Origin of the sequence: Streptomyces solicavernae (genome assembly GCF_029968095.1) — a bacterium.
GTDB lineage: Bacteria > Actinomycetota > Actinomycetes > Streptomycetales > Streptomycetaceae > Streptomyces > Streptomyces solicavernae.
Map to the genome: position 1 here is coordinate 418,405 of NZ_JASCIR010000001.1, position 25,503 is coordinate 443,907.

At 72.7% G+C, this 25,503-nt stretch carries 21 protein-coding genes; 12 read left to right on the top strand and 9 right to left on the bottom strand.

Features of this window, described 5'->3' with window-relative positions:
* The first annotated feature begins 91 nt into the window (after positions 1 to 91).
* From QIS99_RS01950 to QIS99_RS01960, 3 genes are all read left to right on the top strand, one after another.
* Positions 92 to 880 carry an NAD(P)H-dependent oxidoreductase gene (locus QIS99_RS01950; protein ID WP_282509665.1) on the top strand — a complete coding sequence of 263 codons (789 nt, stop codon included), beginning with the start codon at positions 92 to 94 and terminating at the stop codon, positions 878 to 880.
* A 167-nt stretch (positions 881 to 1,047) separates the two neighbouring features.
* Entirely contained in the window at positions 1,048 to 1,608 is a 561-nt protein-coding gene (locus tag QIS99_RS01955) for a dihydrofolate reductase family protein (protein ID WP_282509667.1), read from the top strand.
* A gap of 280 nt (positions 1,609 to 1,888) precedes the next feature.
* Positions 1,889 to 3,394 carry a PP2C family protein-serine/threonine phosphatase gene (locus QIS99_RS01960; RefSeq protein ID WP_282509669.1) on the top strand — a complete coding sequence of 502 codons (1,506 nt, stop codon included), beginning with the start codon at positions 1,889 to 1,891 and terminating at the stop codon, positions 3,392 to 3,394.
* 51 nt (positions 3,395 to 3,445) lie between these two features.
* Here the strand turns inward: QIS99_RS01960 and QIS99_RS01965 are convergent, their stop codons facing one another.
* Positions 3,446 to 4,930: a DNA-binding protein NsdB gene (locus QIS99_RS01965; RefSeq protein ID WP_282509671.1), complete on the bottom strand. Its 1,485-nt coding sequence runs from the start codon at positions 4,928 to 4,930 to the stop codon at positions 3,446 to 3,448.
* 232 nt (positions 4,931 to 5,162) lie between these two features.
* Between QIS99_RS01965 and QIS99_RS01970 the strand changes: the two genes are divergently transcribed.
* From QIS99_RS01970 to QIS99_RS01985, 4 genes are all read left to right on the top strand, one after another.
* Positions 5,163 to 6,308 (top strand): aminoglycoside phosphotransferase family protein, encoded by a 1,146-nt coding sequence (locus QIS99_RS01970; RefSeq protein WP_282509672.1) that lies wholly within the window; start codon positions 5,163 to 5,165, stop codon positions 6,306 to 6,308.
* A 403-nt stretch (positions 6,309 to 6,711) separates the two neighbouring features.
* Complete coding sequence (locus tag QIS99_RS01975) at positions 6,712 to 7,182, top strand: cation:proton antiporter regulatory subunit (RefSeq protein ID WP_282509673.1); 471 nt, start codon at positions 6,712 to 6,714, stop codon at positions 7,180 to 7,182.
* A gap of 4 nt (positions 7,183 to 7,186) precedes the next feature.
* Positions 7,187 to 8,452: a cation:proton antiporter gene (locus tag QIS99_RS01980; protein WP_282509674.1), complete on the top strand. Its 1,266-nt coding sequence runs from the start codon at positions 7,187 to 7,189 to the stop codon at positions 8,450 to 8,452.
* A 473-nt stretch (positions 8,453 to 8,925) separates the two neighbouring features.
* Entirely contained in the window at positions 8,926 to 10,839 is a 1,914-nt protein-coding gene (locus QIS99_RS01985; protein WP_282509675.1) for an N-acetylmuramoyl-L-alanine amidase, read from the top strand.
* 34 nt (positions 10,840 to 10,873) lie between these two features.
* Here QIS99_RS01985 and QIS99_RS01990 read toward each other — a convergent pair whose 3' ends face one another.
* Positions 10,874 to 11,374, bottom strand: coding sequence for a hypothetical protein (locus QIS99_RS01990; RefSeq protein ID WP_282509676.1), 501 nt, complete (start codon positions 11,372 to 11,374; stop codon positions 10,874 to 10,876).
* Between the two features lie 325 nt (positions 11,375 to 11,699).
* Positions 11,700 to 12,620: a LysR family transcriptional regulator gene (locus QIS99_RS01995; RefSeq protein WP_282509677.1), complete on the bottom strand. Its 921-nt coding sequence runs from the start codon at positions 12,618 to 12,620 to the stop codon at positions 11,700 to 11,702.
* 246 nt (positions 12,621 to 12,866) lie between these two features.
* On the opposite strand from QIS99_RS01995, the gene phnA reads away from it, so the two are divergent.
* The 3 genes from phnA to QIS99_RS02010 all read left to right on the top strand — a co-directional run bounded on the left by phnA (position 12,867) and on the right by QIS99_RS02010 (position 16,776).
* Positions 12,867 to 14,114 (top strand): phosphonoacetate hydrolase, encoded by a 1,248-nt coding sequence (phnA, locus tag QIS99_RS02000; RefSeq protein WP_282509680.1) that lies wholly within the window; start codon positions 12,867 to 12,869, stop codon positions 14,112 to 14,114.
* 110 nt (positions 14,115 to 14,224) lie between these two features.
* Positions 14,225 to 15,544: an MFS transporter gene (locus tag QIS99_RS02005; protein ID WP_282509682.1), complete on the top strand. Its 1,320-nt coding sequence runs from the start codon at positions 14,225 to 14,227 to the stop codon at positions 15,542 to 15,544.
* Positions 15,545 to 15,585: 41 nt separating this feature from the next.
* Positions 15,586 to 16,776 (top strand): TIGR03364 family FAD-dependent oxidoreductase, encoded by a 1,191-nt coding sequence (locus QIS99_RS02010; protein ID WP_282509684.1) that lies wholly within the window; start codon positions 15,586 to 15,588, stop codon positions 16,774 to 16,776.
* 78 nt (positions 16,777 to 16,854) lie between these two features.
* On the opposite strand, the gene QIS99_RS02015 is transcribed toward QIS99_RS02010, so the two are convergent.
* Entirely contained in the window at positions 16,855 to 18,306 is a 1,452-nt protein-coding gene (locus QIS99_RS02015) for an aldehyde dehydrogenase family protein (RefSeq protein ID WP_282509686.1), read from the bottom strand.
* Positions 18,307 to 18,696: 390 nt separating this feature from the next.
* On the opposite strand from QIS99_RS02015, the gene QIS99_RS02020 reads away from it, so the two are divergent.
* Both QIS99_RS02020 and QIS99_RS02025 read left to right on the top strand, forming a co-directional pair.
* Complete coding sequence (locus QIS99_RS02020) at positions 18,697 to 19,863, top strand: lactate 2-monooxygenase (protein ID WP_282509688.1); 1,167 nt, start codon at positions 18,697 to 18,699, stop codon at positions 19,861 to 19,863.
* Positions 19,863 to 20,882 (top strand): 2-hydroxyacid dehydrogenase, encoded by a 1,020-nt coding sequence (locus QIS99_RS02025; protein WP_282509690.1) that lies wholly within the window; start codon positions 19,863 to 19,865, stop codon positions 20,880 to 20,882. Before QIS99_RS02020 ends, QIS99_RS02025 begins: the two co-directional genes overlap by 1 nt.
* Before the next feature lie 112 nt (positions 20,883 to 20,994).
* Here the strand turns inward: QIS99_RS02025 and QIS99_RS02030 are convergent, their stop codons facing one another.
* The 5 genes from QIS99_RS02030 to QIS99_RS02050 all read right to left on the bottom strand — a co-directional run bounded on the left by QIS99_RS02030 (position 20,995) and on the right by QIS99_RS02050 (position 25,358).
* The gene (locus QIS99_RS02030; RefSeq protein ID WP_282509692.1) at positions 20,995 to 21,237 is read right to left on the bottom strand and encodes a DUF397 domain-containing protein; all 243 of its coding nucleotides are present in this window, start codon (positions 21,235 to 21,237) and stop codon (positions 20,995 to 20,997) included.
* Between the two features lie 114 nt (positions 21,238 to 21,351).
* Positions 21,352 to 22,518, bottom strand: coding sequence for a thiolase domain-containing protein (locus QIS99_RS02035; protein ID WP_282509694.1), 1,167 nt, complete (start codon positions 22,516 to 22,518; stop codon positions 21,352 to 21,354).
* Entirely contained in the window at positions 22,511 to 23,587 is a 1,077-nt protein-coding gene (locus QIS99_RS02040; protein WP_282509696.1) for a thiolase domain-containing protein, read from the bottom strand. Before QIS99_RS02040 ends, QIS99_RS02035 begins: the two co-directional genes overlap by 8 nt.
* The gene (locus QIS99_RS02045) at positions 23,588 to 24,532 is read right to left on the bottom strand and encodes a Zn-ribbon domain-containing OB-fold protein (RefSeq protein WP_282509698.1); all 945 of its coding nucleotides are present in this window, start codon (positions 24,530 to 24,532) and stop codon (positions 23,588 to 23,590) included.
* Positions 24,533 to 24,548: 16 nt separating this feature from the next.
* Positions 24,549 to 25,358, bottom strand: coding sequence for a crotonase/enoyl-CoA hydratase family protein (locus tag QIS99_RS02050; RefSeq protein ID WP_282509700.1), 810 nt, complete (start codon positions 25,356 to 25,358; stop codon positions 24,549 to 24,551).
* Positions 25,359 to 25,503 lie beyond the last annotated feature (145 nt).

Sequence of the window (25,503 nt, forward strand, 5' to 3'; positions counted from 1 at the left end):
CGCGCGGGAGGTTCGCGGGGTGGCCAGATGCTTGCGGTTCTGGTCCATCCGGCCACTGGTTCGCGCAGGGGCCCGGCCGCAGGATCGAGGCATGAGAATTCTGTGGATCTTCGCCCACCCCGAACGGCACTCCCTCAACGGCGCCTTGCTCGACGAGGGACTGCGCACCCTCGACGCCCTCGGCCACGAGCACCGCGTCTCCGACCTGTACGCGATGGGCTGGAAGGCCGTCGTCGACGCGGAGGACTTCCGGGGGCCCGGCCACGAGCGCCTGGTCGTCGGCGCTGCGCAGGAACAGGCGTACGGACAGGGGGAGTTGAGCGCCGACATCCGTGCCGAGCAGGAGAAGCTGGCCTGGGCGGACGTCGTGGTGTTCCAGTTCCCGCTGTGGTGGTTCGGGCCGCCCGCGATCCTGAAGGGCTGGTTCGACCGGGTCCTGGTGCAGGGCTTCGCCTTCGGCCTCAAGGACGCGGCGGGCACGACCCTGCGGTACGGGGACGGCGGCCTCGCGGGCAAGCGCGTGCTGATCGTCACCTCGGTCGGGGCGCGCGAGTCCGGCTTCGGGCCGCGCGGCATCCACGGCCCTGTCGACGAGGTGCTGTTCCCGCTGCTGCACGGCACGTTCTGGTACACGGGCATGGCCCCGCTCGCCCCGTTCACGGTCTACGGCGCCGACCGGATGACCCCGGCGGGCGCCCAGGACGCCACCGAGGCCCTGAGCCACCGCCTGCGCGGCCTGTCCGACGAGGCCCCCCTCCGCTACCGGCACGAGCAGGGCGGCGACTACGACGACGAGCTCGTACTGCGACCGGAGGTGGCACCGGGCCGGTCCGGGGTGGCGGCCCAGCGGCTGGACGCTCGGGATCGGGTGCCTGCCTGACCGACTGGCCCCAACCTGCGTTGCAGGGGGTGCAATTCGGGTTGCGGCACTCGCCCAGTACGGGTCACACCCGTCACGCCCTCGTCCGCCGGGCGGTTACGACGGGTGCGCACCGCCCGGCGGTACCACAATGGGCGCAACACACCCCGCCGGAAACCGGAGGACCCGTGGCCCGCCTGCTCTACACCGTGATCACCTCGCTCGACGGATACATCTCCGACGAGAACGGCTCCTTCGACTGGTCCGAGCCCGACGAGGAGGTGCACGCGTTCATCGACGACCAGGAGCGGACGGTCGGCACCCAGCTGCTCGGGCGGCGGATGTACGAGGTGCTGCGGTACTGGGAGACCGCGCTCGACGAGCCCGGCCAGACGCCCGCGGGCGCGGACTTCGCGCGGCAGTGGCTCGACGCCGACAAGATCGTGTACTCCCGCACCCTCACCGAGGTCTCGACCGCGCACACCCGGATCGAGCGCGAATTCGACCCCACGGAGATCGCCCGGCTCAAGGAGACGGCCGCGCGCGACCTGGTGATCGGCGGCCCCGGGCTCGCCCGGCACGCCTTCGCCGCGGGGCTGGTCGACGAGTGCCGGGTGTTCGTCGTCCCCATGCTCATCGGCGGCGGCAAGCAGGCCTTTCCGGCCGGGTTCCGCAGCGGCCTCGAACTGCTCGACCAGCGCCGGTTCGCAGGCGGCACAGTGTTCCTGCGGTACGCGACCCGCCCCTGAGCGCGCCCCGTCCGGGACGGCCGCCCACCCCGGGCAAACGGCTATTTTCGGCCGCACCTCAGGCGCCCCGAGGCACAGTTGAAGGGCGCCCGCAACCCCGTAAAGCGGCCGCTAATCCGCCCGAACCGGGACATCGCGCAGCCGAGGACGCAGGCATATGCCGACAGCACCACCGGATCGTGTGTTGCCAAATCCCTTACGGGGCATGGCTGCCTGTGCAACAGTCGTAACCGGCTCTTCCGTCAGCCCTGGTCGCACCGCGCCTGCATCGGAGTACGTCATGCCGTCCCATCTGTTTGCGGACCGCCCCGCGCCTCAGCCGCCCGAGCGCGGCACGGTCGACGCGCTGATCTCCCAGACGCAGCAGCTCCGCGGCGATGTGGACGCCGTGCGCCGCGACACCGTGCCCGACGGCACCGACCCGCAGGGCCGCTGGCAGCGCGCCCTGTGCGAGCTCGCCGTCCACCAACTCGACGACCTGAACGCCCACTTGGGCCAGCTGCGCGCCGGCACCCCCGCCGATGCCATCACCTCCACCGCCTCCGCCGCCTCCGCCGCCTCCACCGAGGCAGCCGGGTCCGCCGCATCCGTCGAGGACGGCGACGGCGCGCCCGGGGCCGGCATCCCCGCGCCCCGGCCCGAACCGCCGCGCGGCTCCCTGCTCAGCCGCGTCGGCAGCGCCGAGTGGAACCTGCTGACGGACGAAGTCACCTGGTCCGGCGAGCTCTACGCCATCTTCGGCTGGGACCCGGCCAAGCAGCCGCTCACGCTCGACGAACTGCCCGCCCTCGTCCACGAGGACGACCAGTCGCTGCTCACCACGATGGTGACGGACTGCCTCGTGGACGGCCGGCCCATCGACGGCGAGTTCCGCATCGTCCGCCCCGGCGGCGAGGTGCGCACCGTGCACATGATGGGCGAGCCGGTGCTCGACTCCGACGGCATGACCGCCTCCATGTGGGCGGTCCTGCGGGACGTCAGCGAGCTGCGCCGCAGCCAGCTCGCCGTCCGCGAGAGCAGAGAGTCACTGCAGCTCCAGCAGCATCTGGCGCAGACCGAGCACCGCGTCGCCGTGGAACTCCAGGAAGCGGTGCTGCCGCCGTGGCGCGGCTCGCTCCAGTTCCCGCACGGCAGCCCCGCGGCCCTGGACCTGGCGGCGCACTACCTGCCGTCCTCGTCCAGCGCACTGATCGGCGGCGACTGGTACGACGCCATGCAACTCCCGGACGGCGACGCCCTGTTGAGCGTCGGCGACCTCACCGGGCACGGCGTGGCCGTCACCTCCGGCATGGCGCTGCTGCTCGGCGCGCTGCGCGGCATGGCGGTGGCCGGCTCGCAGCCGGGACCGCTGCTCGGCCACCTCAACCAGATGCTGGACGCCTCCGTGCAGCCCGCCCTGGGCAGCGCGGTGTGCTGCCGGTACGAGCCGGTGCGCCGCACCCTCACCTGGGCGCAGGCCGGACACCCCGCCCCGCTGCTGTTCCGCGGCGGGACGGGGCGCGCGCTGACGCCGCCCGACGGCGTGCTCCTGGGCGCCACCTCGGGTGCCGTGTACGCGCAGGCCGAGGAGCGCCTGGAGGTCGGCGACCTGCTGCTGCTGCACACCGACGGCCTGGTCCCCGGGCGCGACGGCACCGCGGGCGCCGAGCGGCTCCTGGCCCTGGCCCCCCGGTTCGCGGGGGCGCGCGGCGCGCAGGACTGCGTACGCACGGTCGTCGAGGAGTTCGGGCAGACCGAGCGCGAGGACGACGCGTGCGTACTGGTCGCGCGGATCGGGGCTTCCTGAGTCCGTTCCCGGCGAGAGGCCGGCGAAGCCGCCTCTCGCGTAGGTCCGCCCTCACGCCCTCATGCTCTTGCCCTTCCCCTTCGGCAGCGCGAGCTCGATCTCCTCGCGCAGATCCTGGATCTTCGGGTACGAGGCGTACTGCCCGGTGAGCCGGTACATCTCGCGCAGCCGGTCCCAGGTGCGGTGCGAGGAGGTCTCGCCCATGGACACCAGGGCCAGCCGTGCGTACCGGTCGGCCTGCTCCGGGTCGTCGGCGATGAAGCAGGCGGAGGCCAGCGAGATGTAGTCGAAGATCTTCGAGCGCTGCCGCCCGCCGACCCGCAGCTCCAGGGCCTCCTTGGCGTGCCGTTGGGCGATGGCGGAGGCGCTGGGGTCGTGATCGGCGAGCGTGCGGTACGCCAGGGCCTGCATGCCGTGCATGTCGGCCTCGTCGAACATCTGCATCCAACTCGGCGGCGGCACATCGCCCTTGTCCGAGACGAACAGTTCCTCCGCCTCGCCGAGGGTGCGCCGCATCGCCTGGCCCTTGCCCAGGGCGGCCTGCGCCCAGGCCTCGATGGTGTGCAGCATCGCCTGGGTGCGCGGCAGGACTTCGTCGCCCGAGCCGGACTTGGCGAGCTTCATCAGGTCCAGGGCATCGTCGGGCCGGCCCAGGTGCACCATCTGGCGGGCGCCCCGGGAGAGCGCCTCGGCGGCGCGCGGCCGGTCCCCGCCTTCGCGGGCCGCGTGCGCGGCGATCACGAAGTACTTCTGCGCGGTGGGCTCCAGGCCCACGTCGTGCGACATCCAGCCCGCGAGGACCGCCAGGTTGGCGGCGACGCCCCACAGGCGCCGCTGGAGGTGGTCGGGGTGGTGGTAGGCGAGCATGCCGCCCACCTCGTTCAACTGGCCCACGACCGCCTTGCGTTGGAGTCCGCCGCCACGGGACGCGTCCCAGGCGCGGAACACCTCCACGGAACGCTCCAGCTCCTCGATCTCCTGCGACCCGATGGGGGCGGCCTCGTACCGGTCGTACCCAGCGGGGTCGGCGTGCAGGGGGTCGTGGGAGCGGGGTGCGTCGGCGGACAGGGCCGGGTCGGTGTGCAGCCAGTCGTGCATGGCGCTGCTGAGTGCGGATCCCGCGGCGAGCGCGGCGCCCGCGCCCACCAAGCCGCGTCGGTTGAGCATGAGGTCCATTCCCGTGAATTCGGTGAGGACCGCAGCAGTCCGCTCGGGCGCCCAAGGCAGTCCGTCGGGGTTGTCCTGCTGCCCCTTGCTCTGCCTCTTTCCCGTACGCCCGTGCCGGACCAGACCGAGGTCCTCGATGGTCACGACACGGCCGAGTCGCTCGGTGAACAGGGCCGCAAGGACCCGCGGCACGGGATCGCGCGGGATCTCTCCCATGTCGATCCAGCGCCGCACCCGCGAGGTGTCGGTCGCCAGCTGCGGATGGCCCATGGCCGCCGCCTGCCGGTTCACGAGTCTCGCCAGTTCGCCCTTGGACCAGCCGGCCAGGCCGAACAGGTCTTGCAGGCGAGTGTTGGGTTCGCTGCTCACGTCAAGCCCCCAGGTTCTCGGCTGAGTTGACAGTAACCGCCTGTCAGATGCGGTGCGACTATTCGCCAGGGTTCGCCAGGGTGCGCTACGTGGTGTGCCAGGCGCCGGGAGGTGTCAGGTAGATATGCGCCACCCCGCCCCGGCGGTCGTACCGCACTCCCCAGGGCGCGGCACTGCGGCCGGGCGGGTGGCGTATGTGACTCGTCGGACCACGAAGGGATCTGTCTCGCCCATGTACGCAGCATCGTCCTCCGTGTCCGCTCCGCCCCGGCCGCAGGCCCACCGTCAGGGCAGCGGCCCGTACTTGGCACCGCCCCGGCAGGCCGTCCCCGCCATAGGCGACCGGCTGCGACGCCCGGCGGCCGGCGGGCAGCACCTCAGCGGCAGACTCGACCTGTCCGGCGCCCAGGGCGCGCAGTTGCGCACGGCCATCACGTCCGTGCTGCGGATCTGCCCGGAGTTCAACCCCGTACAGGTACTGCGGCGCAGCGGGCGCTCCGTCCTCCTGGTCGGCACGACCGGACGCTCCACCGCGGTCGCCAAGTGTTTACTGGACCACTCCCCCGCGTGGTCGGAGCGGCTCCAGCACGAAATAGCGGCATACCGCGCGTTCGTCCGGCACCGTCCGCCGGTACGAGCTCCGCGGCTCATCGCCGCCGATCCGGTGGGCGGCACGCTCGTGATCGAGCGGATGCCCGGACGGGTGGCGGCAGTTCAGCGGCACCCGGCGGAGGCGCCGCCGCGGGCGGACATCCGCGCGGCGCTCGGCGCGATCTGCCGGCTCAACACCTGGCGGCCGCCGGCCGGGATGTTCGACGCCCCGCTCGACTACGGCTCGCGGATCTCCCGCTACCACGACCTCGGCCTGCTCACCGACCGGGACCTGGGCGACCTGCAGAAGCTGCTGCACGGCATCGCGCTGTCCTCCGGCCCCGGCGGCATGGGCCAGTTCTGCCACGGCGACGCGCTGCTGCAGAACGTCCTGCTCTCCCCGGCGGGCCCGGTCCTGGTCGACTGGGAGCACGCGGGCTGGTACCTGCCGGGGTACGACCTGGCGACGCTCTGGTCCTGTCTCGGCGACGCCCCCGTGGCGCGCCGTCAGATCAGCCAGCTCGCCCAGTCCGCGGGCCCGGCGGCGCGGGACGCCTTCCTGGTGAACCTGATGCTGGTCCTCACCCGGGAGATCCGGCGGTACGAGACGGCCGCGCAGCGCGCCCTGCACGACCAGCCCCCGGCGGCACCGGGCCAGACCCCGTCCGGAGCCGCGTCGTCCGGAGCCGCGTCGTCCGGCGAGGAGCAGCGGCTGCTGCTGCGGCGGCTGCACGACGACTGCGGGCTGGCCCGCAGGGCGGTACGGGCGGCGGTCGGCACGCGCTGAGGGGTGCGCGGGGGCGCGCGGGGGCGCGCGGGGGCGCGCGGGGGCGTCTCCCCTCCCCGCCCCTTCCCGAAAGCCTGCGGCGCTGTTGTTCGGCTGTTCCGCCGTCGTGGCTGGTCGCGCACAGCCCCGCGCCCGTGTCACAGCCCCGCGCCCGTGTCGGGGCCCCGTCAGGGGCGCGGGGCTCACCCCGACTGCACCTCGCTGACCCGCGAGAACGCAGTGCCCCCGCGCCACCCTCACCTCCGGGCACGGCCCGTGTCCATCCGTGCTGACACCCATGTCGGGCGAAAACCCGGGGATGGCACGATTGCGCTCTTGCCGTGTCGCGCGCCGAGCGCCGACGCGGCTGTTCCATCAGCCAGTCAGGGGACCAGGGAGGGGACAGGCTGTGCCTGCTCCACGGATGAGCACGACGCCGCTGCCCGGCATCGGCGTCCAGTACGACCTCACCACGCGTGAGGACCACCACGTCTCGGTGGTCGCGCACCGCGACGGTACGCGGACCGTCAACGTCTACCAGGCCGAGGACCCGGATGCGTGCGCCCAGTCGCTGCATCTGACGGGGCCCGAGTCGGCCTCGCTGATCGACGCGCTGATGCCCGCGCACCACAGCCCGAACGTGCTGCACACCACGGATCTGGGTCTGGTCGCCGAGCGCATCGAGCTGTCGACGCACTCGCACTTCAACGGCCGGGTCCTCGGCGACACGAAGATGCGTACGGACACGGGCGCGTCCATCGTCGCCGTACTGCGGCGCTCCGGGGCTGTTCCGTCTCCGGCACCGGACTTCCGGCTGGCCGGCGGGGACACGCTGATCGTGATCGGCACCCGCGAGGGCGTCGAGGCGGCCGCGGCGATCCTCGGTCAGGAGTGACCGCGTGCACTCTGCTCTCTTCCTGATCGAGTTCGGCGCGATCATCCTGGGGCTCGGTCTGCTCGGGCGGTTCGCCGGGCGGTTCCGGTTCTCGCCGATCCCGCTGTACCTCCTCGCCGGTCTCGCGTTCGGCGAGGGCGGGCTGCTTCCGCTCGGCGCGAGTGAGGAGTTCGTGGCGATCGGCGCCGAGATCGGCGTGATCCTGCTGCTGCTCATGCTGGGCCTTGAGTACACGGCCAGCGACCTGGTCTCCAACCTGAAGACCCAGTACCCGGCGGGTCTGGTCGACTTCGGCCTGAACGCGCTGCCCGGCGCGCTCGCCGCGCTGCTGCTCGGCTGGGGGCCGGTGGCGGCGGTGGTGCTCGCGGGCGTCACCTGGGTGTCGTCGTCCGGTGTCATCGCGAAGGTCCTCGGCGACCTGGGCCGGGTCGGCAACCGCGAGACCCCGGTGATCCTCAGCGTCCTCGTCCTTGAGGACCTGGCGATGGCGGTGTATCTGCCCATCATCACGGCCCTGTTGGCGGGTGTGAGCCTCGCCGCGGCGAGCTACACGCTGGCCATCGCACTCGGTGTGGCCGGCCTCGTACTGTTCGTCGCGCTGCGCTACGGGCGCGTGATCTCCCGCTTCGTCTCCAGCGACGACCCGGAGAAGCTGCTGCTCGTGGTGCTCGGCCTGACGCTGCTCGTGGCGGGCATAGCCCAGCAGTTGCAGGTGTCGGCCGCGGTCGGCGCGTTCCTCGTCGGCATCGCGCTGTCCGGTGAGGTCGCCGAGGGTACGCACACACTGCTCAGCCCGCTGCGGGACCTGTTCGCCGCGGTGTTCTTCGTCTTCTTCGGTCTGCACACCGACCCGGCGAGCATTCCGCCGGTGCTGCTGCCGGCGCTCGTCCTGGCCGTCGCCACGGCACTCACGAAGATCGCCACCGGGTACTGGGCGGCCAAGCGCGCCGGGGTCGGCGTGAAGGGCCGATGGCGGGCGGGCGGCACACTGGTCGCGCGCGGCGAGTTCTCCATCGTCATCGCGGGGCTCGCCGTGACGGCCGGCGTGGAGCCGTCGCTCGGCCCGCTGGCGACGGCGTACGTCCTGATCCTGGTGATCGTGGGCCCGCTGACCGCGCGGTACACGCAGCCGATCGCCGGGTTCTTCATCAAGCGGCGCCAGGGCGGCGGGGGCGACGCGGGCGGCTCGCCTTCGGCCTCGGCAGCCGCACGGACCAAGGCCGAGGCGCCCGGGCGTGCGGAGACGGCGGACGCGCACGTGCAGCCGTAAGCCGTGGGGCAACCTCGAGGCCGTGGGCCTTGGGCCTTGGGGCCTTGGGGCCTTGGGGCCGTGGGGCCTTGGCGCCCGGGGAACGGCCGCGGGGAACGGCAGCGGGGAGGCGGCGGGCAGACGCTCGCCGCCTCCCCGTTTCGGTGCCGCTTCGCGGCCGCTCAGCGGGCGTTCAGTGGTCCAGGCCACTGACGCGGCGCAGGCGGGCGGACGTGCGCGGGGGAAACCCGCCGGGAACCGCCCTGACATGGGAATTCCCCTTCCTGTAGGCATGATTGACGGAACGTCGGAGAGCCGGTACCACTGACACCCACGTTCGGCCCCGCACGCCCCATCGCGACTCATCGCCCCGGGAGGCAGCATTGCGAAGGTCAGCCCCTGCCAGAGACGTGACTGCCAAAGACGTGACTGCCAGAGACGTGACTGCCGGAGATGTGACCGTGCGCCGACGTCTGACGAGGACCTCGGGCGCCGTGGCAGCGGCCGCCCTGCTGCTGCCGCTGCTTGCGGCGGCACCGTCCGAGGGCGCCCCGGTCGCCGCGTCCGCGCGGCTGCAGGGCGCGTTCGCCGCGGCGGCCGCCGAGTACCGGGTGCCGCAGAGCGTGCTGCTCGGCGTCTCCTTTCTGCAGTCCCGCTGGGACGGGCACGGAGGCGCGGCGAGTGTCAGCGGCGGCTACGGCCCGATGCACCTGACGGACGCGCGCACCGCCCTCGACAAGGCCCCGCACCACAGCCACGGCACGGAGGACGCCCGCGGCGACACCCGGCGCCCCGCGCGCGCCCCCGAGGCGAAGCTGCCCGACCCGGCCGACCTGCCCGAGCGCCTTCGCACCCTGCCGAAGGCGGCCGAGCTGACCGGCATCGACGCGGAGGAGCTGCGCACCGACCCGGCGGCGAACGTCCGCGGCGGCGCCGCCCTGCTGGCCGCCGCACAGCGCGCGGCCGGCGGGGACACCGACAGCGCGGACCCGGCGGACTGGTACGCGGCGGTCGCGAAGTTCTCCGGCGCCGACGACCGCGCCACCGCCGCCTCGTACGCCAACGAGGTGTTCGCGGTGATCCGGGACGGCCAGGAGCGCACGACCGACGCGGGCCAGCACGTCCGGCTCGCCGCCACGAAGGGCCTGGAGCCGGACGCGTCCCGTCTGGAGCGGCTGGGCCTGCGCCGCACCTCCGCGGCGCCGACGGACTGCCCGAAGTCGGTGTCGTGCGAGTGGATCCCGGCCCCGTACGAGGAGTTCGGCGAGGACGACTACGGCAACCACGACAAGGCGGACCGGCCGAAGGACCAGAAGATCCGGTACATCGTGGTGCACGACACCGAGGGCAGCTGGGACACCACCCTGAAGCTGGTGCAGGACCCGGAGTACGTGTCGTGGCAGTACACGCTGCGCTCCACGGACGGCCACATCGCGCAGCACCTGAAGCTGAAGGACGTCGGCTGGCACGCGGGCAACTGGGCGGTCAACGCGCAGTCGGTCGGCCTGGAGCACGAGGGCTTCCTCACCGAGCCGGACGCCTGGTACACGGAGGCGATGTACCGCAGCTCGGCCCGCCTGGTGAAGTACCTCGCGAAGCGGTACGACATCCCGCTCGACCGGCAGCACATCCTCGGCCACGACACGGTGCCGGGCACGACGACCTCGTCGATCCCGGGCATGCACACGGACCCGGGCCCGTACTGGGACTGGCAGCACTACTTCACGCTGATGGGCAAGCCGTTCAAGCGGACGGCGGGACCGGACGGCGGTCTGGTGACCGTGGCGCCCCCATACGACGAGCACAAGCCGGAGTTCACGGGCTGCACGGAGGCCGGCGAGAAGTGCCCGGCGCACGGTTCGAGCGCGGTGCGGGTGCGCACCGAGCCGCGTGACGACGCTCCGCTGGTCAAGGACATCGGCCTGCATCCGGGCGGCGGTGAGTCGACGACCGGCGTCAACGACCTGGGCTCACGGCTGTCCACGGGCCAGCAGTACGCGGTCGCGGACCGCAAGGGCGACTGGACGGCGATCTGGTTCCTCGGGCAGAAGGCCTGGTTCAAGAACCCGAAGGAGCAGCCGACGGCGGTCGACGCGCGGGGCCTCACGGTCACCCCGAAGGAGGGGGCGGCGGACGTCCCGGTCTACGGCCGCCCGTACCCGGAGGCCTCGGCCTACCCCTCCGGCATCGAGCCGCAGCCGGTGTCGCCGCTGCCGTACAAGCTGCTCAAGGGCCAGAAGTACGCGACGGGCGGGAAGGTCCCGGCCGAGTACTACTACGCGACAACGTTCGACACGTCCGACCACAAGGTGGTGCGTGGCAAGGACACGTACTACGAGATCCAGTTCGGCCACAGGATCGCGTTCGTACGGGCCGCGGACGTGCGGGTGGTGCCGTCGGGGTCGTAGCGGGGCGTAGGTCCGGTGCCTGTGTGCCCTGGGGTCAGCCCTGCTGGAAGAGCTCCGCGGGCAGCGGCTTCAGGAGGGCGTACAGGTCGTCGGTGATGGGGCGGTCCCAGGCGGCGATGGTCACCAGGACGTTGTCGCTGCGGTCGAACTGGACGCAGGAGATCCGGGACTCGGAGAGCTTGACGCGGCGCACGATCAGCAGGTTGTCGCCCTGCATGACGGGGACGTCCTCGGTCTCGACGACCTCGATGTCCTCGTCGTTCTCCAGCGCGAGCAGCAGCTGCGCCACCTCGAACGGCACGTCCTTGTCGCCGGTCTCCCGGGCCGGGGAGCCCTCCGGCAGGTTGCCGATGACCATGGCGGGGCCGCGGCCGCCGAACAGGTCGTACCGCAGGAACACGCCCTGGCAGCTGCCGTCGGGGGCGGGCAGCAGGCCCGCGCCGAGGTTGCCGGGCCAGTCCCCCGGGTCCATGGCCAGGACGTCGAAGTCCGGGCCCGCGGGGGTGGGGGCGCTGCGGCGGCGGAGGAAGGACATGCGGTCCATGGTACGTGGCTTTCTCCGGCGGCCGTGCGCCTGGGGGCTTCGCCCCCGGGCCCCGGTTTCGAGGCCGTCATTCGGCTGCCGACCCGTCGTGGCCGGTCGCGCAGGGGTGTGTGGTGCTGTGGTGAGTGCGCCGGAGGCCCTGGCACGCTGCGCTCCATGAAGATCGCGACAGCCCGGTTCACCTGTGCCCCCGCCGACGTCCGGCGAACCTGCGGCAGCTCGCCCGGCTCGCCGACGAGGCCCGGGTGCGGGGTGCCGGGCCGTGGTGTTCCCGGGGCCTTCGGGCTGCACCTAGATGATTGAGTCCGAGGGGCTGTCACGTCGGCCCGGCCGGCAGCTCCCGTGGCCAGGCGCCCGCCGAGCGCAGCAGGTCCATGAACGCGCGCTCCGCCGGGGAGAGCAGGCGGTCGCGGCGGCGGATCAGGTTGACCGGGCGGGGGCGGGGGGCGGGGCTGGCCGGGAGGACGACGAGGGTGCCGGCGCGTACGTCGTCGACGATCGCGTGCTCCGAGATCAGCGCGATCCCCAGGTTCGCCGCCACGCACTGCTTCGCGGCCTCCGGCCCCCACACCGCGCCGCGCGACACCGTGTCCAACCCCCACTCCGAGAGGGCCTGTTCCTGCAGGACGCGGGTCTGCGAGCCGGGTTCGCGGAGCAGGAAGCGGCAGTCGGCGAGGTCCTGCGGCCGGACCTCCGTACGCCCGGCGAGCGGGTGGGCGGGGGACGCGATCAGGACGAGGCGTTCGTCGAGGACGGTCTCCGTGAGGAGCTGCGACGCGGTGGGCACGCCGGCGACGACCGCCACACCGATGTCGCCGGCCAGCAGGCGTTCCAGTACGGCCTCGTTGTTGCCGACGAACACGTCGCACTCGATGCCGGGGTGCCGTTCCTGGTAGCGGGCCAGGAGCGACGGCAGCAGATACGTGCCGACGGTCGTGGAGCCGCCGACCAGGAGTCGCCCCGAGGCCAGGCCGCTCACCTGCTGCACGGCCGCCACCGCCTCCTCCGCGAGGAGGAACACACGCTTGCCGTACTCGGCGAGCACCTCGCCCTCGGCGGTGGGCCGGGCCCGGGAGCCGGAGCGGTCGATCAGGGTGACCTTCAGGGACTGTTCGAGCCTGCGCACCTGGTTGGAGACCGAGGGCTGGCTCATGTAGAGCCTGTGTGCCGCAGCGGAGAACCCCTGGTGCTCCACGACCTGCATGAAGATCCACAAACGGTGGAGGTTCAGTTCCACACGCGCCCCTCCGCCCGCCCTCGTGCCGTCCTCGTGCCGACCTCGTCGGTCAACCGGCCGCCGAGCCTAGCCGGGCCGCCGCCCGCCGGGGAGGCCCCGGACCAGGAACGTCGCGGCCGGTGGGGCTATGGCGGCCATAGCGAATCCGGTGGTTCTTCCGGCCCGGCCGCCGGTGTACCCATGAAACGCGGCACGGCGAACGTTCAGGCCGGCCGCGAGACTTCGACCTCAGGGGTGGATCCGTACATGACCGAACCGCTGACTGTGAACGGGCGCCGCTACCACCGGCCCCACCGGCCCGTCGTCGTCGTGTGCATCGACGGCAGCGAGGACGCCTACCACGAGCGGGCCATCGCCGACGGCCGCATGCCGTTCCTGGAGCGCATGCTGAGCACGGGCGCGGACCTGCGGGCCGACTGCACCATGCCGTCCTTCACCAACCCCAACAACCTGTCCATCGCGACCGGTGTGCCGCCCGCCGTGCACGGCATCTGCGGCAACTATTTCTACGACACCGCCTCCGGCGCCGAGGTCATGATGAACGACCCCGAGCTGCTGCGCGCGCCGACGCTGTTCGCCGCGTTCTCGCAGGCCGGGGCGAAGGTCGCCGTGATCACCGCCAAGGACAAGCTGCGCAGGCTCCTCGGCAGCGGGCTGAAGGACGGCATCTGCTTCTCCGCCGAGAAGGCCGACCAGGCCACCGAGGCGGAGAACGGCATCGGCAAGGTCCTGGAGCGCACCGGCATGGAGCTGCCGTCCGTGTACAGCGCGGAACTCAGCGAACTCGTCATGGCCGCGGGGACGGACATCCTCGACAAGGACCGGCCCGACCTGATGTACCTGTCGCTCACCGACTACATCCAGCACAAGCACGCGCCGGGCTCGCCCGTCGCCAACGACTTCTACGCCATGCTCGACCGGTACTTCGAGCGGATCGACGCGCTCGGCGCCGTACTCGTCGTCACCGCCGACCACGGCATGAACGCCAAGGCCGACGGCGAGGGCACGGCCCGCGTCGTCCATCTCCAGGACGACCTCGACGCCCGTCTCGAACCGGGTGCGGCGCGGGTCGTGCTGCCCATCACCGACCCGTACACGGTGCACCACGGTGCGCTCGGCTCGTACGCGACCGTGCATCTGCCCGCCTCGGCCGACCGGGAGGCGGTGGCCGCCGGGCTCGCCCGGCTCGAAGGCGTCGACGAGGTGCTGACGCGCGAGGCGGCCTGCGCGCGGTTCGAGCTGCCCGGCGACCGGATCGGCGACCTCGTCGTCATCGCCGAGCGCAACACGGTCCTCGGCACGACACCCGCCCGGCACGACATCTCCGGCTTCAAGGAGCCGCTGCGCTCGCACGGCGGGCTGTCCGAGCAGAAGGTGCCGTTCCTCGTCAACGCACCCGTCGGGGGCCTGCCCGCGGGGCACCGGCTGCGCAACTTCGACGCGTACTGGGTCGGCGCCGCCGTCGCCGCGGGCGAGCAGCCGCCCGCCGCCTGAACGACCGGGTCCCGTGCCCGCGCGCGGGACCCGCACCCGCCCGGAGAACGACCACCGCGCCACCCCCCACGTACCCGTATCGGCATCAGGACGAGGGACAGGACACCGCCATGGCCGACCTCGCACCACCGCAGGGCAGTTCACGGACCGTCAGGGGGAGCACCGACGCCACCCGTTGGCGCTGGCGGATCTTCGCGGTCACCTGGCTCGCGTACGCGGGCTTCTACTTCGTACGCCAGGCCTTCTCCGTCGCCAAGCTCGGCATCCTGGAGGACCCGGGCGTCAACACGGTCCTCACCGAGCAGGTTCTCGGCGTCCTCGACGCCGTCTATCTCGCCGCCTACGCGGTGGGCCAGTTCCTGTGGGGCATGTGGGCCGACCGGTTCGGGCCGCGGGTCGTCGTCATCGGCGGCATGGTCGGCGCGATCGCCGCGGCCTGTGTGATGGGCCTCAGCTCTGCTCTGCTCGTGTTCGGCGGCGCCATGGTGGTGCAGGGCCTCGCGCAGTCGACGGGCTGGGCGCCGCTGTGCAAGAACATGGGCAGCTTCTTTCCCATGCGGCAGCGCGGGCGCGTCCTCGGCCTGTGGTCCACCAACTACGCCTTCGGCGGGCTCGCCGCGCCGCCGTTCCTCGGCTGGGTCGCGTACTCGCTGTCCGACAGCTGGCGGATCGCGTTCTTCGCGGGCGCGGCCACGCTCGGTGTGGTGCTGCTGCTGTTCGTGCTGCTGCAGAAGAACTCGCCGTACGACGCCGGCATCGAGGCGGAGGAGACGACGCAGACGCAGGCCGGACAGGACGGCCCCGAGCCGCGCCGGGCCGGGCTCGCGCTCTACCGGGAGACACTGCGCGACCGGATGGTGCTCACCCTGGGCGCCGCGTACTTCCTGCTCAAGCCCGCCCGGTACGCGATCCTGCTGTGGGGTCCGGTGCTGGTCAGCCGCCGGCTGCCGGACGTCGACAAGGTGGGCGCGGTCCTCATCCCGGTCGCGTTCGGCGTCGCGGGGGTGCTCGCTCCGATCGTGGTGGGCTGGCTCTCCGACAAGCTGTTCGGCTCCCGCCGGGTGCCGCCGTGCGTGCTCGCGCTGGGCCTGCTGACCGTGACGCTCACGCTGTTCATGCCGCTCACCGCCACCGGCAGCGTGCCCGTGATGGTCGCCGTGCTAGCCGTCATCGGTCTCACCGTGTACGCCGCCGACTCGATGATCTCCTGCGTCGCGGCCGTCGACTTCGGCACGGACAAGGGCGCGGGCACGGCTGCCGGGCTGGTCAACGGCTGTGGCTCCGTCGGGGCGATCCTGGGCGGGCTGCTGCCCGGGTTCCTCTCCGGCGGGGTGCTGTTCACCGGCTTCGCCGGGGCCGCGCTGCTCGCCGGACTGCTGATGCTGCCGCACTGGAACCGGCGGCCGCGCGCCGCCGCCGTCTCCTCCTGACCGGGCGCCCGGCCCGACACCCCGAGAGAGGTTTCTCCTTCATGAGCGATTCCATGCGCGACTCCAAGCGCGACTCCATAAGCGGCGCACACGTACACCAGGCCGACACCGTCGTCGTCGGCGCGGGCATCGTCGGCCTCGCGCACGCCCTCGCCGCCGCCCGCCGCGGCGAACGCGTCGTCGTCTTCGAGCGCGACGACTACGCCGTGGGCGCGTCCATCCGCAACTTCGGCATGATCTGGGCCGTCGGGCAGCAGCGGGGCGCGATCTACGAGCGGGCCCTGCGCAGCCGCGAGATCTGGCTGGAGACAGCCGCCAAAACCGGACTGTGGGCCGAGCAGAGCGGTTCCCTGCACCTGGCCCACCGGCCGGACGAGGTGGCGGTCCTGGAGGAGTTCGTCGCCGCCACGCCGGCCGCACGCGAGCGGGGGGTGCGGATGCTCAGCGCCCGCGAGGCCGTGGAGCGAAGCCATGTGGCGCGGCCCGAGGGGCTGTTGGCGGCGATGTGGAGCCCGACCGAGCTCAACGTGGACCCGCGGCACGCGCTCCCCGCCGTCGCGGAGCACCTGGTGGCCGAGTACGGCGTCGACATCCGCTTCGGCACCACCGTCCGCTCCGTCGACCTGCCGACCGTGTCCACCACGGCCGGTGAGTGGCGGGCGGGGCGGGTCTTCGTGTGCAGCGGCAACGACTTCGCGACGCTCTACCCGCAGGTGTACGCGCACAGCGGCCTGGTGCGCTGCAAGCTGCAGATGATGCGCACCGGTGTGCAGCCCGGCGGCCGGCCGCTCGGCCCGATGCTGTGCGGCGGCCTCACGCTGCTGCACTACGCGGCGTTCGACGGCCTCGCGGCGCGCGATGCGCTGGCCGCGCGGATGGACGAGGAGTTGCCGTACCACCGCGAGCACGGCATTCACGTCCTGCTCTCCCAGACCGCCGACGGCCGCCTGACGATCGGAGACAGCCACGCCTACGCCATGACGCACGACCCGTTCGAGGACGAGGCGGTCAACGAGGCCGTACGGGACTACCTGGGCACCTTCGCCGACCTGCCGGACCCCCGTGTCACCGAGCGCTGGACCGGCTACTACCCGTCCCTGCGCGACGGCCGCACGGAACTCGTGACGTCCCCGGAGCCGGGCGTGACCGTGGTCAACGGCGTGGGCGGGGCGGGGATGACGCTGTCGTTCGGGTTGGCGGAGGAGGTGGTGGGGGCGGGGGCCGGGGGCTGATTTCCCGGCCCGGAAGCAACCGGAAGCAAAAGGCCCCGGCGGGAACGATCCCGCCGGGGCCTGCGCGCGCAGCGCGACTCAGTACCCGATACAAGCCGAATGCCACGCAGTGTAGAAGTCGAACACCTCGGGCGAGCACTCCGGCGGCCCGTACTGGGAGGCCTTCGCGCCGGTGTGCGGGAGGTGCGCGTACGCGCCGACGCCCGGCCGGTTCACGTGCAGCATGCCCGCCTCGAACCGCTCCACCGCCTCGAACGCCCGCGCCTGCGAGGCCGTGAACACGGTGCCGCTCATCCCGTACTTGACGGAGTTGGAGATGCGCAGCGCGTCGTCGAACCCGTCCGCGTCGACGACCGCGAGGACCGGGCCGAACACCTCCTCCTGCGCCAGCTCGCTGTCCCACGGCACGTCGCGGATCACCGTCGGCTGCACGTAACAGCCCTCCGGCAGGCCCGGCCGCTCCTCGGGGCCGCCGCCGCACAGCACCTTGCCGCCGTCGCGCTGCGCGCCCTCGACCGCGGCGAGCGCGGCGTCCCTGCGTACGGTGTTGACGACCGGGCACACCTGCGAGGCGGGGTCGTCGCCGGGCCCCACGCGCAGTCCGGCGACCCGCGCCACCAGGAGGTCCAGGAACCGGTCCCGTACACGTATGTCCACCACGGCCCGGCTGGTCGCGGAGCACCGCTGGCCCGCCTGGCCGAAGGCGCCGTGCACGACCGCGTCCACGGCGCGGTGCAGGTCCGCGTCGTCGCACACGACCACCGCGTTCTTGCCGCCCAACTCCAGCTGCGTACGCAGGAGTCGGTCCGCGCCGCCGGTGTGGATGGCGGTGCCGACGCCGAGGGAGCCGGTGAAGCTGATGCCGGCCACCGCCGGGTTGGCGACCAGGGCCTCACCGGCCGCGACGTCGCCCTGAACGAGGTTGAGCACCCCATCCGGCACGCCCGCCTGCTGGAAGACCTCCACGAGCAGCGCGGAGGTGAGCGGGGTGAGCGGCGACGGCTTCAGGACCGCGGTGCAGCCGGAGAGCAGGGCGGGCGCGACCTTCCACATCGGGATGGCGAGCGGGAAGTTCCAGGGGGTGACGAGGCCGACGACGCCGATGGGGCGGCGGAACGTGTACGCGAAGGTGCGCTCGTCCTCCGCGGGCGCGGTCACACCGCCGAGGCGCCGGGCCTGGCCGGCCGTGAACTCCAGTACGGCGAGGGCGCGTCGGACCTCGCCGCGGGCTTCGGCGAGGAGCTTGCCCTGTTCGCGGGTGATGGCGGCGGCGACCTCGTCGGCGCGGGCGTCGAGCAGGCGTCCTGCCTCGGTGAGGTGGGCGGCACGCTTGATCGGGCCGAGGGCGCGCCAGGCCGGGAGCGCGGCCGCCGCGGCGTCCACGGCGCGGTCGGCGTCCACGCCGCCGGACTCGGCGAACTCCCCCAGTACGTCGGAGAAGTCGGCCGGGTTGACGTTCTCCCGGGTGAGTCCGGATTCGGCGCGGGACCATCGCCCGTCGACGAAGTTGAGCCGAAGGTGCTGTGACACGGGGTTGCCCTCCCCTTCGCTGGACCGGGCCGGCGCGGTGCCGGCACCTCGGGTCAGGCTCGCGCCTGCCGGGGACGCCCACAATGCGTCATTGGGCAATGCCCGCGATAGCACCGCGCTATGGGGGCTCCGCCCCCGTGCCCCCGTTTGTCCTTGCGCCTGCCGCGCCGTCGTGGCTGATCGCGCAGTTCCCCGCGCCCCTGTCGGGGAGCGGCCGCCGTACCGGCTGACCAGGCCTGTTCGTAAAGTCCCGCCCCGGCCCCTACTGCCGGACCGGCACTCCGTGCCAAGATCTCCCGCAGCGCGCACGACGCGGCCGGCACACGATGCGGGCCGGTGCACGACGGGGGCCACAGGAAGCGTGAACCGTTGCGGGAGGCGGGAGTTCGGATGGCGCAGCACTGGGCGGACTTTCAGAACGAGATCTATCTGAACGGCTTGACGGGGTCCGTGCCCCGGCTGCCCACGGATCTGACGCGCCTGGAGGAGCTGGTCGAGCGGCGGCTCGGCCCGGGGCCGGTCGGCTATGTGGCGGGCAGCGCGGGCAGCGGCAGCACCGCCGCCGCGAACCGCGCGGCCCTGGACCGGCGCCGGATCGTGCCGCGGATGCTGCGGGACGTGCACCAACGGGACCTGTCCGTCGAGGTGTTGGGGCGCCCGCTGCCCGCGCCGCTCGCGCTCGCGCCGGTGGGCGTCCTGTCGATCATGCACCCGGACGCGGAGTCGGCGGCGGCGCGGGCGGCGGCCGCGCAGGGCGTGCCGTTCGTGCTGTCGTCGGCGTCGAGCACGCCGATGGAGCAGGTCGCGGAGGCGATGGGCGATGCCGAGCGGTGGTTCCAGCTGTACTGGGCGAGGGACCGGGAGGTGACGAAGAGCTTCCTCGACCGGGCGAAGGCCGCCGGGTTCACGGCGCTGCTCGTCACCCTCGACACGCCGCTGCTCGCCTGGCGGCCGCGCGACCTGGACCAGGCGTATCTGCCGTTCCTGCACGGCGTGGGCACCGCCAACTACTTCACCGACCCGGCGTTCCAGGCCGGTCTGGCCAAGCCGGTGCACGAGGACCCGGACGCGGCGGTCATGCACTTCGTGGGCATGTTCTCCGACCCGGCGAAGACCTGGCCGGACCTGGCGTTCCTGCGGGAGAACTGGGACGGTCCGATCGTCCTGAAGGGCGTCCTGCACCCGGACGACGCGCGGCTCGCGGCGGACGCGGGCATGGACGGCGTGGTGGTGTCCAACCACGGCGGCCGTCAGGTGGCGGGCTCGGTGGCCGCGGCGGACGCCCTGCCGCGCGTCGCGGAGGCGGTCGGCGACCGGCTGACCGTCCTGTTCGACAGCGGCGTACGCACCGGCGACGACGTGTTCAAGGCCCTCGCGCTCGGCGCGCAGGCGGTGCTCCTTGGACGGCCGTACGCGTACGGGCTCGGCCTCGACGGCCAGTCCGGGGTGGAGCACGTGATCCGTTGCCTGCTCGCGGAGTTCGACCTGACCCTCGCCCTGACCGGCCATGCCCGCCCCGGCACCGTCGGCTCGGCCGACCTCGACCTGGAGCAGTGATGAGCGACGACACGACCGCGCCGAGCACCACGCCCGCCGACACGCCCGCCGACGGGCCGCACGTCCTGGCCGTGGTCCCCGCGCATGTCGGCGGGCGCGCGGCCGGGTCCGGGTTCGCGGCGCTGCTGCCCGCCCCGGCCCGGGTCACGGTCGTCGAGTCCGTCGACGAGGACCCCGAGGCGCTGCGCACCGCCCGCGTGCTGATCACCGCCCTCTCCCCGGTGACGGCCGGACACCTGGCCGCCGCACCGGAGTTGGAGCTGGTGCAGTGCTCCAGCCACGGCTTCGACTACGTGGACGTGGCGGCGGCGCGCGAGCGCGGCGTGTCCGTGTGCACGATCGGGTCGAGCGACGCGGAGAAGCAGAACGTCGCCGAGCAGACCTTCGCGCTGATGCTGGCCCTCGCCAAGCAGCTGGTCCCCGCGCACACCGCGCTGGCCGACGCCGACTGGGCGCTGCCCCGCCTCAAGCCGTCGCTGACCGAACTGTCCGGCAAGCGGCTCGGCATCGTCGGCCTCGGGCAGATCGGGCAGGAAGTGGCGGTCAGGGGGCGCGCGTTCTCCATGGACGTGGTCTACGCGGGCCGCCGCCGCGCGGAACCGGAGGCCGAGGAGCGGTCGGGCGCCCGGCAGATGGACCTGGACGAGCTGCTCCGTACCTCGGACTACGTGAGCCTGCACGCGCCGCTCACGGAGGCGACCCGGAACCTGCTGTCGGCGGAGCGTCTGGCCCTCCTGAAGCCCACGGCGTTCGTCGTGAACACGGCGCGGGGTGCGCTGATCGACCAGGAGGCGCTGGCGGACGCGCTGGAGTCGGGCGCGCTCGCGGGCGCGGGCCTGGACGTCTTCGACCCGGAGCCCCCGCCGGCGTCCCTGCGGCTGCTGCGCGCGCCCCACGTGGTCCTGTCCCCGCACGTCGGCGGCGTGACCCGGGAGACGGTCGTACGGATCGCGCTCGCGGCGGCGCAGAATGTGGCGGGGTTCTTGGCGGGGAAGCCGGCGGGGGATGTCGTGAACTAGGGCCTGTCCGGCGGATCTTCGCGGGTCCACGAAGATCCGCCGGACAGGCCCCAGGACATCCGTCGCCCGAGGCGGAGCCGCAGAGGTCGCGGCCCCGCGCTCCTCGGGGCGCTCACGTGAGGTCGAACTCCCCCTCGCGCGCCCCGAGAACGAACGCCCGCCACTCCGCCGGGCTGAAGATCAGGGACGGGCTGTCCGGACTGCCGCCGTTGCGCATCGCGATGAAGCCCTCGACGAAGGCGATCTGCACGTCGCCCCGGCCCTGGCTGCTGGACTGCCAGGCGGCGTTGCTGAGGTCGAGGTCGGGCTTCTGCCAACTCGCAAAGGTCCGCTGGGTGATGGTGCTGTCGGCCACGTCCGTGCTCCTCCCGGTACTTCCCGTTCGGTCTGCGGCCAGCCTAGCGAGCGGTGCGGGCGCCGGACAGGCCACGGAAGGAGGACCCTGGCCGGTCCGGCGCCCCCGGCCCCGTCAACTGCTCGGCGGCTTGGCCCCCACCAGCCACATCGCGAAGAACTGCGAGCCGCCCCCGTAGGCGTGCCCGAGCGCCTTGCGGGCCCCGTCGACCTGGTGCTCGCCCGCGAGGCCGCGCACCTGCAGGGCGGCCTCGGCGAAGCGGATCATGCCGGAGGCGCCGATGGGGTTGGTGGACAGGACCCCGCCGGACATGTTGACCGGAAGGTCCCCGTCGAGTTCCGTCACCCCCGACTCGGTGAGCTTCCAGCCCTCGCCCTTTGCCGCGAAGCCCAGGTTCTCCAGCCACATCGGCTCGTACCAGGAGAACGGCACGTACATCTCGACGGCGTCGATCTCGCGGCGCGGGTCGGTGACGCCGGACTGCCGGTACACGTCGGCGGCGCAGTCCTGGCCGGCCTGCGGCGAGACGAAGTCCTTGCCGGCGAACATGGTGGGTTCGCTGCGCATGGCGCCGCCGTGCATCCAGGCGGGCGGCCGGGGTGAACGGGCCGCGCCCGCACGGTCGGTGAGGACCATCGCGCAGGCCCCGTCGGACGACGGGCAGGTCTCGGAGTAGCGGACGGGGTCCCACAGCATCGGGGAGGACTGGACCTTCTCCAGGGTGATGTCCTCCTCGTGGAGGTGTGCGTACGGGTTCTTCAGGGCGTTGCGGCGGTCCTTGTACGCGACGAGCGAGCCGACCGTGTCCGGGGCGCCGGTGCGTCGCATGTACGCGCGCACGTGCGGGGCGAAGAACCCGCCCGCCCCGGCGAGCAGCGGCTGCTGGAACGGCACGGGCAGCGAGAGCCCCCACATGGCGTTGGACTCGGACTGCTTCTCGAAGGCGAGGGTGAGGACGGTGCCGTGCACGCGGGCGGCCACCAGGCCCGCGGCGACCAGGGCGGTGGAGCCGCCGACGGAACCGGCCGTGTGCACGCGGAGCATGGGTTTGCCGACGGCGCCGAGCGCGTCGGCGAGGTACAGCTCCGGCATCATGACGCCCTCGAAGAAGTCGGGCGCCTTGCCGATGACGACGGCGTCGATGTCCGCCCAGGTCAACTCGGCGTCCGCCAGGGCCCGCCTTGCGGCCTCCCGGACGAGCCCGGCGAGCGACACGTCCTTGCGGGACGCGACGTGCTTGGTCTGGCCGATCCCGACGACGGCCACGGGTTCCTTAGCCACGTGCTTCCCCTTCGAGTACGGCGACCAGGTTCTGTTGCAGGCACGGCCCGGACGTGGCGTGCGCGAGGGCGCGCTCGGACTCGCCCCGGTGGATGCGGGCGGCGGCCTCGCCGAGCCGGATCAGCCCGGCGGCCATCACGGGGTTGGCGGCGAGCGGGCCGCCGGAGGGGTTGACGGCCACCTCGTCGCCCAGCTTCAGGGCCTTGCGCAGGACGACCTCCTGGGAGGTGTACGGGGCGTGCAACTCGGCGGTGTCGACGGGCAGGTGAAACACTCCGGCCTTCTCGGCGGCGAGCCGGGTGGACGGCGAGTCGGTGAGGTCCCGCACGCCCAGGGAGTGCGCCTCGATGCGGTGGTCCATGCCCCGGATCCAGGCGGGCCGCTCGCACAGTTCCCGGGCCCGGTCCCCGGCGGCGAGGATCACGGCGGCCGCGCCGTCGGAGACGGGCGGCACGTCCCCGGTACGCAGCGGCCGTACGAGATAGTCCCCCTGACCGCGTGCACCGGGCACCTGGGCATGGGAGTTGGTGAGGGCCAAGTCGCGGCTGCGGGCGGCGACCCCGGCGAGCGCGGCCTCGTCCGTCTCCCCCGCGTCGATCAGCGCCTGCGCCTGGAGCGCGGCGAGGGCGACGGAGTCAGGCCAGAGCGGGGCGACGTAGTACGGGTCGAGCTGCCGGGTGAGGACGTCGCGTACGGAGCCGGGCGAGGACTTGCCGTACGAGTAGACGAGTGCGGTGTCGACCTCGCCGGTGAGGATCTTCACCCAGGCCTCGTAGAGCGCCCAGGCGCCGTCCATCTCGACATGGGACTCGGAGATCGGCGGCCAGGCGCCGACGCCGTCGAGGGCCATGGTGAAGGAGAAGGCGCGGCCCGCGAGGTAGTCGGAGGAGCCGGAGCAGGTGAACCCGATGTCGCTGGTCCTCAGGCCGGTCTGCTGCAGGACCTCGTGCAGGACGGGCATGAGCATCTCCACCTCGGAGTGCTCGTCGCTGGTGCGGGTGTGGTCGCTCTGTCCGAAGGCGACGATCGCGACGTCCCTCAGGGGCCCTGCGGCGGCTGCGGCGGCCATCTAGACCATCTCCTTGTACGTCTCGTAGTCGGCGTCGGGCTCGCCGGTGGGCCGGTAGTGGTCGGGATAGCGCCCGCCCTCCCGCCACACCGGCTCGACCCGCAGCCCCATCCGGACCTGGTCGTAGGGAATCCCGGCGATGCGCCCGTGCAGGGCCAGGTCGGCGCCGTCGAGGGCGATATGGGCGTAGACGTACGGGACCTCGATGTCGAGGTTCTTCGCCTTGATGTTGACGATGCAGTACGTGGTGACGGTCCCGGCGGGCCCGGCCTCGACCTGTTCGCTCGTGGCGACGCCGCAGGTGGGGCAGGCGCCGCGCGGCGGCACGTACACCTTGCGGCAGGAGGGGCAGCGCTCGCCGACGGTGCGGCGCTCGGCGAGGGCGTGGATGTAGCGGGTCTGGGCGCGGCCGGGCGCGTAGGTGTAGTCGAGCCGGGCGGGGGCGACGATGCCGGTGACGGCGTCCTCGAACTCCCCGCCGTGCGGCTCGGGTCGACCGGTCTCGTCACCGTCGTACGGCTCGAAGCAGGCGATGTCCGTGATGGCGCCGGTGCGTTCGGCGGCCCAGCGGACGCGGACGCGCATGCCGGTGCGCACGGCGTCGGGGCCTTCGGCGTCGAGGGCATGCAGGAGGGCGGTGTCAGCGCCGTCGAGCCTGACCAGCACCCAGGCGAAGGGCGTGCCGAGGGGCTGGCCGGGGCGTGGCTCGTGGTTCCAGGCCCAGGTGGTGACGGTGCCGGTGGCGCCGACCTCGACGAGGTCGCGGATCTCCTCGGCGGTCGCCGGGTCGTACTCGACGGGCGGAACGAGCACCTTGCCGTCGCTCGTCCTGACGCCGAGCACGGTGCGCTCGCGCAGTCCGGTGAGGAACGCGCTCTGCACGGGGCCGAGGGAACGGGTGAAGGGGAACTCGACGACGAGGGGGGCTTTGAGGACTTCGGGCACTGGGACTCCTTGGGTGTCAGGCGCGCCGGTAGACGGGGGGCCGCTTCTCCGCGAAGGCCTTGGCCCCTTCCTTCGCGTCCTGTGTCGCGAACACCGGCCAACCGCGCTCCAGTTCGGACTTCAGGCCGTCCGTCTCGGTCAGCTCGGCCGTCTCGTACACGGAGGCCTTGACGGCCTCGACGGCGAGCGGCCCGCAGGCGTTGATCTGCTCGGCCACGGCGAGGGCCCGGTCGAGCGCGGTGCCGTCGGGCACGACCCGGCCGATGAGCCCGATCGCGGCGGCCTCCGCGGCGGTGTACGGCCGGCCGGTGAGCAGCATTTCGAGCGCGTGGGTACGGGGGATCTGCCGCTGCAGCCGTACCGTCGAGCCGCCGATGGGGAACAGGCCGCGCCTGACCTCGAAGAGGCCGAAGGTGGCGGACTCGCCCGCGACGCGGATGTCGGTGCCCTGGAGGATCTCGGTGCCGCCGGCGACGCAGTGGCCCTCCACGGCAGCAATCACGGGTTTACGGGGGCGGTGGTGGCGGAGCATCGCCTTCCAGTGCAGGTCCGGGTCGGCCTTCATCCGGTCCCGGTACTGCTCGCCCGCCATCCCCTCGCCCGCGAGGGCCTTCAGGTCCATTCCGGCGCAGAAGTCACCGCCCGCGCCGGTGAGGACGACGGAGCGGACCGTGTCGTCGGCGTCCGCTGCGAGCCAGCCGTCGTAGAGCCCGACGAGCAGCGGCAGCGAGAGCGCGTTCTTGGCCTCGGGCCTGTTCAGTGTGAGCACCAGGGTGGCGCCCTCGCGCCGTACGTCCAGGTGTTCCGTCCCACCACTTGGTCCCATGGGTTGGGTCCTCCCGTCTCAGACCTGGAACAGGTTGCAGGAGCCCGGGTCGCAGTTCAATAGCTTTCTGACAGTCAGTCAGATTTCTTGGCGGGCCCTCTTCCCTCAAGCGCCGGGCGGCGCTCTAATGACGGCCGGGCCAACA